The following is an 11,101-nucleotide window of genomic DNA, read 5'->3' as shown; positions in this document are numbered from 1 at the left end:
CGTTAGCTGCCGCCGCCAAATCCGTTTTGCCGCCACGCTTCGTAGCTGATGATGGCAACCGCATTCGAGAGGTTGAGGCTGCGATTGTTCGACTGCATGGGAATGCGAATACGCTGTTCCGGTGTAAAACCGTTACGAATCGCATCCGGTAATCCGGCGGTCTCCGAACCGAACAGCAGCACATCCCCCGGCTGATAGTCCGGTTGATCGTAAGGACGGCTGCCTTTGGTGGTACAGGCAAAAATGCGCTGACCGGCTACGGCAGCCAGAAAATCCTGATAATTTTTATGGCGGCTGACATTCGCCAGATCGTGATAATCCAGCCCGGCGCGACGCACCTTTTTCTCATCCAGATCGAAACCCATCGGTTCAATCAGATGCAGTTTGCAGCCATTATTGGCAACCAGACGGATGATATTACCGGTGTTCGGAGCAATTTGTGGCTCATAGAGCGCAATATGAAACATGAGAATTGGTCGACAAAAGCGTTTTCAGGCCGCCAGTATATAACACGCCGCCTCTGCCCCCTAAGCAGGAATTCAGACAACATGCCGCGACGTTTTTCAGCCAGACGCGTACACTGTATACAGGAGGTACGCATCATGACCCGTTATCTGATTCCAATCGTTTGTCTGGCCTTGGTGTCGCTGGGCACGCAGGCAAATACACAAAGGCTCACCACCCAGCAACAACAGCTTGAAAACACCATTCCCAGTCAGCAACGCCTGCAACAGCAAATGCAGCAGAACCAACAGTTGCAGAAACAGCAGTTGAATCAGGATATTCAGCGCCGTAGTGAGCAGCAACAGCAAGAGTTGCGGCGTCAGCTCCAGCAAAATCAGCAGCGAACGCAGCAAAATCAGCCCCGCTACTGATACGCTACAGACTCACCCCCATCAGCGCCAGAATCAGCGGCGTGGTCAGCGCCGCCAGCGCTGTCGATAGCAGCAGGCTGGCGGCAATGGGGCCGCCCAGCACGTTAAACTGGCGCGACATCAGGTAGAGGTTAACCCCTACCGCCATTGAGCCCAGCAGAACCACCACGCGGGTTTCCATTTCCGGCAGCCCAAGCATTACCGCCAGCCCCCAGATAACCAAAGGCTGCACCAGCAGTTTGAGCACACACACCACCGCGCTGATTTGCCAGCCATCGCGCACCCGGTATTCCGCCAACCCCATACCGAGTGAAATCAACGAGAGTGGCACCGCCGCCTGTGACAACATCCCTACCGGCTGATCGACAAAGTCCGGCAGAGAGAACCCGGTCAGGCTGAACAGCGTGCCGGACAAGATGCCGATAATCAGCGGGTTCTTCAGCACCCCGACCGCCGTTTTGCCAAATCCTTGCAGCGACAGCGAGCCATTGCGCGCCCACTCCACCGACACGGTGACCAGCGTCCACAAAATCAGGCCGTTAAACACCAACACCAGCGCTACGGAAGGCACGGCTTCTTCGCCAAGAATCGTGGTCGCCAGCGGCAACCCCAGCATAACGTTATTGGAAAAAATACCGCTCAGCGCAAAAACCGAGCCGGAGACGCCATCCAAATCAAACACCTTGCGGGCAACGATACGGCCAATCACGAACACGATCAGGCAACTGCCGAAAAACGCGATCAGCAACCGGGCATCCACCGGGGGGCGTTTGGAAAAATCACTCATCATGCGGAACAGCATGGCAGGCAGGGCGACAGAGAAGACAAAGCGACTGACGCCATCGGTAAACGCAGTGGGCCATTTGGCAAACCGGATCAGGCTGTAGCCAAGAATAATCAACACAAACAGCGGCAGTGAAATCACCACCTGGTGCCAAAAGGAGAGTACAAAGGGGGCATAGGGTAATCCTTCAATGCCTCACTCAGCAGCGCCAGATAGCCTGATTAATGTAAGCGCCCACTAACAAGTCCGGACACATCAGGCAACCTCGCGCATACGGAAAGGCGCGCCATCACCGGCTTGTTAGACGAATTATTATCTCCCCTGAGCATCGCTCAGGGGATGTGGGCGGATTTAGCCGGCGACAAATTCCGCGCCGATTAAATCTATCCGGTCTGTACAGATGCAGTCAACGCCCCAGGCCAGCAAATCACGCGCGCGCGCTGGCGCGTTCACGGTATAGACCAAAATGCGCAGTCCCGCCGCTTTCAGTAGCGCCACCCGTTGCGCATCCAGCAGCTCATGGTTGAGGTGAATGGAAACGCAGCCAAGATCGCGCGTCAGACGCAGCCAGTCCTCTTCCCATTCATCCAGCAACAGCCCACGCGGCAGCGCTGGCACCGCCAGCTGTGCGGCGGCCAGTGCTTCAACGGAGAAAGAAGAGAGCAGCGGCTCAATCGGGTGATCGCGCCACAACTGCGCCGCCGCTTGCGCGACCATGCGACCGGTGAGGGTTTCTTGCCCGGTAGTCGGTTTGATCTCGATATTGGCCGCTAAGCCGTACTGCTTGCAGCGCGACGCCACCTCGGATAACAGAGGTAAGCGCTCACCAACAAATTGCGTGTTGTACCACCCACCCGCGTCCAACCCCACCAGCTTATCCCAAGGCAAATCGCCCGCCACGCCCCAGCCGTTAGTGGTTCTCTCCAACGTATCATCATGCAGCAAAAAGATTTCGCCATCCTGAGAGAGCTTGGCATCAAATTCGATCATTTTATGCCCGTGATGCGCCCCCATATCGATGGCGGCCAGCGTGTTCTCCGGTGCCAATGCGCCGCCGCCGCGATGGGCGACAATTGCCGGATAAGGCCACTGTTTTTCCATTATTCCACCCGCAATCCGCTTTCAGTATCAAAGAAATGCCACGCCTGCGCTGGCAGAGCCAGCCACAAGGTGTCGCCGCGCGCCGGGCACTGCTCGTGGGAAAGGCGCACCACTACCCGCTGTTCCCCCCATGCACCGTGCGCCAGGTTATCCGCGCCCAGCAGCTCAAGGGTGGTCAGCAATAGCGGTATGCCACCCGCCTCACGCGTGGTCAACTGAATATGCTCCGGTCTGACGCCCAACGTCAATGCCCGTCCGCCCCACGCGGGTTTTGCCACCGGTAACGGCAAGACAAACTCCGCGCTGAACATAAACTGCGTGCCGTCATCGCTAATCCGCCCAGCCCACAGGTTCATGGCCGGAGAGCCGATGAAACTGGCGACGAACAGCGAGGCCGGGCGGCGATAAATTTCCGTCGGCGGCCCAATCTGTTCGGCAATCCCTTTGTTCATCACAATCACGCGTTCTGCCAGCGTCATGGCTTCCACCTGATCGTGTGTGACATACAGACTGGTGGTGCGCAAGCGCTGATGCAGTTGCTGGAGCTCAAGCCGCATCTGCACACGCAGCTTAGCATCCAGGTTGGAGAGCGGTTCATCGAACAAAAATACCGCGGGCTCGCGCACGATAGCACGGCCCATGGCGACACGCTGACGCTGTCCGCCGGAAAGCTCGCGCGGTTTACGCTGTAACAGCGGCAAAAGCTCGAGAATACGCGCAGCATCTTCAACACGCTGGCGGATTTGCGCCTTACCAAACCCGCGGATTTTCAGTCCATAGGCCATGTTGTCATAGACACTCATGTGCGGGTACAACGCGTAGTTCTGGAATACCATGGCGATACCGCGATCTTTCGGTTCCCGCTCGGTCACCCGTTCGCCATCGATATAAATATCACCGCTGGTGGTGCGTTCCAATCCGGCCACCATGCGCAGCAAGGTTGATTTCCCGCAGCCAGAAGGCCCCACCATCACCACAAACTCACCGTCTGCCACATCCAGATCGATGGGCTGAATTACCTGTGTTTTACCGTCATAGGATTTGGTGACGGCCTGAAGTTTTAAACCTGCCATATTGTCTTATTTCTCACTATCCACCAGACCACGCACAAACCAGCGCTGCATCAACAGCACCACCAACAGCGGCGGCAACAACGTCATCAACATCGCCGCCATCACATGGTTCCACTGGGTGGCGACATCGCCAGAGGCGATCATGCTTTTCAGCCCGGCCACAGCGGTGCCAAGGTTGACGTCGTTGACGATCAGCAGCGGCCAGAGATACTGGTTCCAGCCGTAAATAAAGGTAATCACAAACAGCGCCGCCAGATTGGTACGCGAGAGCGGCAACACCATATCGAAAAAGAAACGCATCGGGCTGGCACCATCAATGCGCGCGGCCTCCATCAGTTCATCCGGTAACGTCATAAAAAACTGCCGAAATAGAAAAGTGGCGGTAGCCGACGCCATCAGCGGCAGCGTCAAACCGGTCATGCTGTCCGTCATGTTCAAATGGGCAATCACTTCCACCGTCGGGAAGATACGCACCTCCACCGGCAGCATCAGCGTCAAAAAGATCATCCAGAAGAACAGCGAGCGGCACGGGAAACGAAAGTAGACAATGGCGTAAGCAGAGAGAATGGAGACGGTAATTTTGCCGAAGGTAATGGCTAACGCCATCACGGCGCTGTTGAACAGCATCTTGCCGAACGGCGCGTTGTTCGAACCGGCACCGTGGTGCCAGACATACACCAGATTGTCCCACAGCTGCGTGCCGGGGATCAGCGTCATCGGCGTCTGAAATACCGCCTGATTGTCCAGCGTTGCCGCCACCACGGCGACATAGAGCGGAAACAGAATGGCAAGTACGCCGACTACCAGCATCAAGTGGCTGAAGATATCCAGCCCACGACGATTTTCGATCATCGGTGCCCCCTTAATAATTGACCTTGCGTTCCACAAAGCGGAACTGAAGGACTGTCAACCCCACCACCAGCAGCATCAACACCACCGACTGCGCCGCAGAGCTGGAAAGATCCAGACCGGCAAACCCTTCACGGTAGATTTTGAAAATCAGGGTAGTCGTGGCCTGCATCGGCCCACCCGCCGTGGCAGCATCGATGATGGGGAAGGTGTCGAAAAAGGCATAAACCAGATTGACCACCAGCAGAAAGAAGCTAACCGGAGAAATCAGCGGCAGCACCAGATTGAAAAAACGGCGCACCGGGCCTGCGCCGTCAATGGCCGCCGCTTCCACCAGAGAGCGCGGAATGGACTGCAACGCAGCCAGAAAAAACAGAAAGTTATAGCTTATCTGCTTCCAGATTGACGCCAACACCACCAGAAACATCGCCTGTCCACTGTGGGTGGCGTGATTCCAGTCATAACCCCACTGACTTAAGCCATAGGTGATTAATCCGCCAGGGCTGAACAAAAACATCCACAGTGCGGCCGCTACCACCGGCGCTACCGCGTAAGGCAGAATAAACAGGGTTTGGTAGAGGCGGCGACAGCGCAGCACATAATCCACCAACGCCGCCAGCAGTAACGACACGCCCATGCCGCACACCGTTACCAGTGAACTGAACACCAGTGTGGTATAGAACGCGTCCAGATAGTAACTGTCATTCATCAGGTGGCGGAAGTTTTCCAGACCGACAAACTCGCTAGAGAGGCCAAAGGGATCAATACGTTGCGTGGAGTACAACAGCGCCTGACCAGCAGGCCAGATAAAGAAAATCACCGTAATAGCCAGTTGGGGAAACACTAACGCATAAGGCAACCAGCTACGGCCAAAGACAGGGCGGGATGAGGTCATGCCACATACTCAATCTAAGAAGGGGAAAACAGGGCAACAGAAGTTGCCCTCCGCCATTCCCGCCTGCGCGGGAATGACGAGAAAGTGCCTGAAACCTTACTTGGTGGACTGCTCGAAGCGACGCAACAACACGTTGCCACGCTCAACCGCGGTATCCAACGCTTGCTGCGGCGTTTTCTTACCGGTCCAAACGCTTTCCAGCTCTTCATCCACGATGGTACGGATCTGCGGCATATTGCCTAAGCGCAACCCTTTGGTGAACGCCAACGGCGGCTTGTTCAGCATCTGACGCGTCGCAATGTCCGCACCGGGGTTCTTCTCATAAAAACCCTGCTGCTTGGTCAACTCATACGCAGCGGTAGTGATCGGCAAATAGCCTGTCTTCTGGTGCCATTCGGCGGCCATTTCCGGCTGCGCCAGGAACTGCATAAACTGCGCGACGCCTTTGTAAGTGGCATCGTCTTTGCCGCCCATCACCCACAGGCTGGCACCGCCAATAATGGCGTTCTGCGGCGCGTTCGGCACCTCAGCGTCATACGGCATCATTCCTACGCCATAGTTGAATTTGGCGTGAGCGCGGATGTTAGCCAACGAACCGGACGATGCAGTGGTAATGGCGCAATCACCGTTGTAGAACTTCTCAGTCGACTCATCCTTGCGACCGTAGTAGGTGAAGTCCCCTTTCTTGTTCATGTCCTGCAACAGCTGGATATGTTTGATTTGCGTCGGCTTGTTGAATTCCAGCACCGCATCCGTGCCGTCGAAGCCGTTGTTCTTGCTGGCAATCGGCAACGCATGCCAGGCGCTGAAGTTTTCAATCTGAATCCAACCCTGCCAGCCGCTGGCGTAGCCACACTTCATGCCTGCTGCGCGTAGCTTGGCCGTGTACTCCGACATTTGCTGCCAGGTTTTCGGTGGTTGTTCCGGGTCCAGCCCGGCTTTTTGGAAAGCGTCTTTGTTGTAATAAAGCACCGGCGTTGAGCTGTTGAACGGCTGTGACAGCAAGTGCCCCGTTTTCGCGTCGGCGTAGTAACCGGAGACGGTTGGCACAAACACGCTCTCATCAAAATCGATCCCGGCATCTTTAAATACCTGATACACCGGTTTGATCGCCTTGCTCGCCATCATGGTAGCGGTGCCCACTTCATACACCTGAAGGATGGCGGGCGCGTTACCGGTGCGGTAAGCCGCAATCCCTGCCGCCAGGCTCTGCTCGTAGTTGCCTTTGTATACCGGCACAATTTTGACATCGGGGTGCGATTGGTTAAAACGCGTCGCCAGTGAATCCACCGTTTTCCCCAGTTCGCCTTCCATCGAATGCCAGAAAGGGATCTCGGTCACTGCGTTGGCGTTAGCCTGATACGCCAACGTCAGCGCCACCAGAACTGCCGCATTACGCAGCGTCCGTGTCTTAAGCGCGTTAAACATGCCTGTCTCCTGCCATAAAGGTGAGCACCTGTGCAAAGGGGTGCGTTTCTTGGTCGAGGGGTAACATGGCACGGACGCATGACAGCAAGATAACCAAACGATGACACCCGCATGACACCCTGTCCGTCACGCTTGCGTAGCAGAATTACCGACAAGATTTGTGGCCCATATCGCGGTCCGGGATAAATGTTTACCGACGGAGTGCCGATACCAAAGACATCATCTGTTTTTTTACTCATTTACCGCGTGAAATCACACAGCAAACGAATAATAAAGTAAATAAACCATTGATGATGCAAGCATAACTATCACTGTGCGTGCGTAACACCGTTCTCATGAATGGACGCATTGAGCAATGCCAGGATGACTCACCTCTTCTTATGCCGTGCAGAGGCGAACCTGCTTTACCGACAAACTCGAAAAAAAATGGGGAACATATGCAGCGCATACGCAACATCAAATTGGGAACATTACTCGGCAGTGGGTTTGCTGCTGTGATCATTATCGGCGTGCTGGTCGCGGGTTTTGGCCGCATGCACCTTGCCGGTTTGGGCCAAACCACCGACGGCCTGGCCAAACAGCACCTGAACAACCTGTTTGTATTACAGGAACTGAAAGACAACCTGAACGTCACCATTAAAGCCACGCTGCGCATGCTGCTGATGACAGACAAAAATGAGCTGAGCGACAGCCAGGCATTGATTGAAAAAACCAGCGCGCAAAACGGCAAACTGGTGGAGCAACTGGAAGCCAATCTGCATGCCAAAGAGATACGCGCCATCTTGGGAGAGCTTCAGCAAAATCGCGTCGCCTTCGCCAAACTGGGACGTGAAGCGATCGGCATGACGCTGACCGATCGTCAGACAGAAGCGGCGGTGCTGGTGAAAGGTCAGTTGGAACCGGTGCAAACGGCCATGTTCGGCAACCTCAACACCATGATCAAACTGCAAAAAGATCTCACGACCCAGATAGCGACCAATGCCGTGGCTGAGGCCGAGGAGGATGGTAACAGCCTGCTGATGCTGGCGGCCCTTTCCGCGCTGTTAGCCGCCGTTATCGCCTGGTTTATCACTCGCCATATTAAAAAGCTGCTGGGCGGCGAACCGCTCTACGCGATGCAAGTGGTACAAGAAATTGCGCAGGGTAATCTGGCCGTTCCGGTAACGCTCGCCGACGCGGATAACAGCAGTCTGCTGGCCGCCATGAACCATATGCGTGACAGCCTGAGCAAACTGGTGATTCAGGTGCGGGAAAGCAGCGAGTCTATCTCGACCGGTGCCAGTGAAATTGCCGCTGGCAGCACCGATCTCAGCCAGCGCACCGAAGAACAGGCCGCCAGTCTGCAACAAACGGCGGCCTCGATGGAGCAGATCAGCCAGACGCTGCGGCAAAACACCGATACGGTACGCTCCGCCACTGAGCTTGCCAACACCGCCAGCAGCACTGCCGCCAAAGGTGGAGAGGCGGTGGGCAATATCGTGCGCACCATGACCGACATTCGCGACAGTTCCCATAAGATCAGCGACATCATCACCGTGATCGACGGCATTGCCTTCCAGACCAACATTCTGGCCCTGAACGCCGCGGTGGAAGCGGCTCGCGCCGGAGAGCAAGGCCGCGGCTTCGCCGTGGTGGCAGGTGAGGTGCGTTCGCTGGCACAGCGCTCGGCGTCAGCAGCCAAGGAGATCAAAACGCTGATTCAGGATAGCGTTAGCCGCGTAGAAACGGGCTCGAAACTGGTCACCGATGCCGGAGAAACCATCGATGAACTGGTGCGTCAATCACGTCATGTAGCCGATATGATTGATGAGATTGGTGTCACCACCCGCGAGCAGGGTTCTGGCATTCATCAGATCAATGATGCCATCACCCAATTGGATCAGGTCACACAACAAAATGCGGCGCTGGTGGAGGAATCCAGCGGAGCGGCAGAGAGCCTGAACGATCAGGCGCGCCATCTGGTTGAGCTGATGAGCGCCTTTCAGGTAGAGGGTGGCGCATTCCAGTACCGTGCATCACCGCGTCCCACCGCAGCGCCGATGGCACTGGGGCATAAATAACCGCACCACGCTATATCGGCGGCATCGTTTATAGCAACACACCAGAGAAACATACCGCTAACGTGATACTAAATACACCTTGCGCGAAAGCGTTATTCTTTTTTCTTAAATCAAATTAAAGGAATATTTGATTACATTCATCATAAAATTATAAAACAAAAAGAAAATAAAGCGGTAAGCCGCCAGTCACTATTATTTCCCTCACCGGTAAAACTACCTATTTTTATCCGTTTATTTTTCCTGAAATATTCCTAATAATGGCGCGTTATTTCGCCCAACAAAAAAATAGCGTTTTTCATCGCCGTTATTTGCATAAAACATCCCTCCCCCTATGGCGTAAATACGGCATTAAAGAAATTCGCATCCCACAGGACATTGTTTAATTAAGGAGCGTTATGCGCATTATAAAAACCATGAAGATCGGTACCCTACTAGGCGCGGGCTTTAGCGGCGTTATTATTATCGGTCTTTTGGTCGCCATTTTAGGTCGGTCACAGTTGGTATCCCTGGGAAATAACATGGAGGCGCTCTCCAGCGACTCGCTTGCCAATCTGCTGCTGATTCAGGATGTGAAAAGCAGCTTTGACACCGTCGCCCGCACTGTGCGCAACATCGCTCTACAGCCCGATCGGCAAAAAAGAGTAGTGGAAAAACAGCTTGTTGATGAGCGTATAGCCCACAACACGGCCGTTTTAGCCACGTTGGATAAAAACCTGTCAACGCCTGCCGCTCGACAATCGATGCAACAGCTTAACCAGGCGCGCCCTGCCTACATCCAGGCGGTAAACGAGGCACTGGTATTGGGGCTCTCCGACGACCCGAATGAACATGCCCGCACCGGTGACACCATTCTCAATCGCATGGTGCCTACGCAAAAACCGGTGTTCGCCGCGCTGGACAGCATGGTGGAGGTGCAGAAAGCGCAGGCGTTGGCAACCACGCAAAGCACCATTGCGCAGGCCGAGCGAGGTGGGAATCTGATTCTAACGCTGGCTATCGCGGCGGCGTTGCTAGGGGCATTGGTCTCCTTTCTGGTCACCCGCACACTGCGCCAACAACTGGGCGGTGAACTTGCCTATGCAACCCACATTGCCCAAGGCAATCTGGCGGTGGAGATTACGCTGCGCGCCAACGACAGCAGCAGTATGCTGGCCTCTCTGAATGAGATGCGCAACAGCTTGAGCGACATGGTGGATCAGGTGCGGCAAAGCAGCGAAGCTATCGCAACAGGCTCCAGCCAGATTGCCGCAGGCAGCGCCGACCTCAGCCAACGCACGGAAGAGCAAGCCGCTAGCTTGCAACAAACCGCCGCCGCCATGGAGCAGATTAGCCAAACGGTGCGCCAAAGCGGCGAGACCGTACGCAACGCCACACAATTAGCCCATCAGGCCAGCACCACTGCCGCCCAGAGCGGTGAAGCCGTCAATCATATTGTGTCAACCATGAAGGATATCGCCGCCAGTTCCAGCAAGATTGGCGATATTATCGGGGTTATTGACGGCATTGCTTTTCAGACCAATATTCTGGCGCTGAACGCGGCGGTCGAAGCAGCGCGCGCCGGGGAGCAAGGGCGCGGCTTTGCCGTGGTTGCCGGAGAAGTTCGTTCACTGGCGCAACGTTCTGCGTCTGCGGCCAAAGAGATCAAAACGCTGATTAGCGATAGCGTTGAGAAGGTGGGTAGCGGCTCACAGCAGGTTGAACATGCGGGAGCCACCCTTGAGGCATCCGTGCGTCAGGCCCATAGCGTCGCAAACCTGATTGCCGAAATCGGCGTTACCACGCAGGAACAGGAAGCGGGCATCGCACAGCTCGATCAGGTCACACAGCAAAATGCCGCGCTGGTGGAAGAATCTGCCAGCGCCGCTGACAGCCTTAACGAACAATCGGCCAGTCTGGTTGATTTGATGCACGTATTTCGCTTGCGCGCGGGCAGTCATGTACAACGCCAATCGTTAGCGCCGCAGGCACCTGTAAAAACCATCATAACGCCAACGCCCAAGCTAATGCAGGGTGCACAGTGGGAACGTTTCTAACCT

Annotated in this window: 10 protein-coding genes; 3 read left to right on the top strand and 7 right to left on the bottom strand. The window is 55.4% G+C overall.

Features of this window, described 5'->3' with window-relative positions; all coding sequences use genetic code 11:
* Positions 1 to 2 precede the first annotated feature (2 nt).
* Positions 3 to 467, bottom strand: coding sequence for a tRNA (cytidine(34)-2'-O)-methyltransferase (locus tag K6K13_RS00640; protein WP_222159112.1), 465 nt, complete (start codon positions 465 to 467; stop codon positions 3 to 5).
* Between the two features lie 135 nt (positions 468 to 602).
* On the opposite strand from K6K13_RS00640, the gene K6K13_RS00635 reads away from it, so the two are divergent.
* Positions 603 to 875: a DUF2756 domain-containing protein gene (locus tag K6K13_RS00635; RefSeq protein WP_222159111.1), complete on the top strand. Its 273-nt coding sequence runs from the start codon at positions 603 to 605 to the stop codon at positions 873 to 875.
* A gap of 4 nt (positions 876 to 879) precedes the next feature.
* Here K6K13_RS00635 and K6K13_RS00630 read toward each other — a convergent pair whose 3' ends face one another.
* The 6 genes from K6K13_RS00630 to ugpB form a co-directional block, all read right to left on the bottom strand.
* Positions 880 to 1,851, bottom strand: coding sequence for an AEC family transporter (locus K6K13_RS00630; protein ID WP_222160915.1), 972 nt, complete (start codon positions 1,849 to 1,851; stop codon positions 880 to 882).
* 159 nt (positions 1,852 to 2,010) lie between these two features.
* Positions 2,011 to 2,760, bottom strand: coding sequence for a glycerophosphodiester phosphodiesterase (gene ugpQ, locus K6K13_RS00625; RefSeq protein WP_222159110.1), 750 nt, complete (start codon positions 2,758 to 2,760; stop codon positions 2,011 to 2,013).
* Positions 2,760 to 3,833, bottom strand: a complete 1,074-nt coding sequence (locus tag K6K13_RS00620) for a sn-glycerol-3-phosphate import ATP-binding protein UgpC (RefSeq protein WP_222159109.1) — start codon at positions 3,831 to 3,833, stop codon at positions 2,760 to 2,762. Before K6K13_RS00620 ends, ugpQ begins: the two co-directional genes overlap by 1 nt.
* A 6-nt stretch (positions 3,834 to 3,839) precedes the next feature.
* Positions 3,840 to 4,685, bottom strand: coding sequence for a sn-glycerol-3-phosphate ABC transporter permease UgpE (gene ugpE, locus K6K13_RS00615; protein ID WP_222159108.1), 846 nt, complete (start codon positions 4,683 to 4,685; stop codon positions 3,840 to 3,842).
* A gap of 10 nt (positions 4,686 to 4,695) precedes the next feature.
* On the bottom strand, positions 4,696 to 5,577 hold the full coding sequence (gene ugpA, locus K6K13_RS00610; protein ID WP_222159107.1) for a sn-glycerol-3-phosphate ABC transporter permease UgpA: 882 nt from the start codon (positions 5,575 to 5,577) through the stop codon (positions 4,696 to 4,698).
* Between the two features lie 96 nt (positions 5,578 to 5,673).
* Positions 5,674 to 7,005 carry a sn-glycerol-3-phosphate ABC transporter substrate-binding protein UgpB gene (gene ugpB, locus K6K13_RS00605; RefSeq protein ID WP_222159106.1) on the bottom strand — a complete coding sequence of 444 codons (1,332 nt, stop codon included), beginning with the start codon at positions 7,003 to 7,005 and terminating at the stop codon, positions 5,674 to 5,676.
* Between the two features lie 437 nt (positions 7,006 to 7,442).
* Between ugpB and K6K13_RS00600 the strand changes: the two genes are divergently transcribed.
* Positions 7,443 to 9,065 (top strand): methyl-accepting chemotaxis protein, encoded by a 1,623-nt coding sequence (locus K6K13_RS00600; RefSeq protein ID WP_222159105.1) that lies wholly within the window; start codon positions 7,443 to 7,445, stop codon positions 9,063 to 9,065.
* Between the two features lie 395 nt (positions 9,066 to 9,460).
* Positions 9,461 to 11,098 (top strand): methyl-accepting chemotaxis protein, encoded by a 1,638-nt coding sequence (locus tag K6K13_RS00595; protein ID WP_222159104.1) that lies wholly within the window; start codon positions 9,461 to 9,463, stop codon positions 11,096 to 11,098.
* Positions 11,099 to 11,101 lie beyond the last annotated feature (3 nt).

The organism is Symbiopectobacterium purcellii (genome assembly GCF_019797845.1).
In the GTDB taxonomy this organism is placed as follows: domain Bacteria; phylum Pseudomonadota; class Gammaproteobacteria; order Enterobacterales; family Enterobacteriaceae; genus Symbiopectobacterium; species Symbiopectobacterium purcellii.
This window is presented reverse-complemented; position numbering and strand designations above follow the sequence as displayed.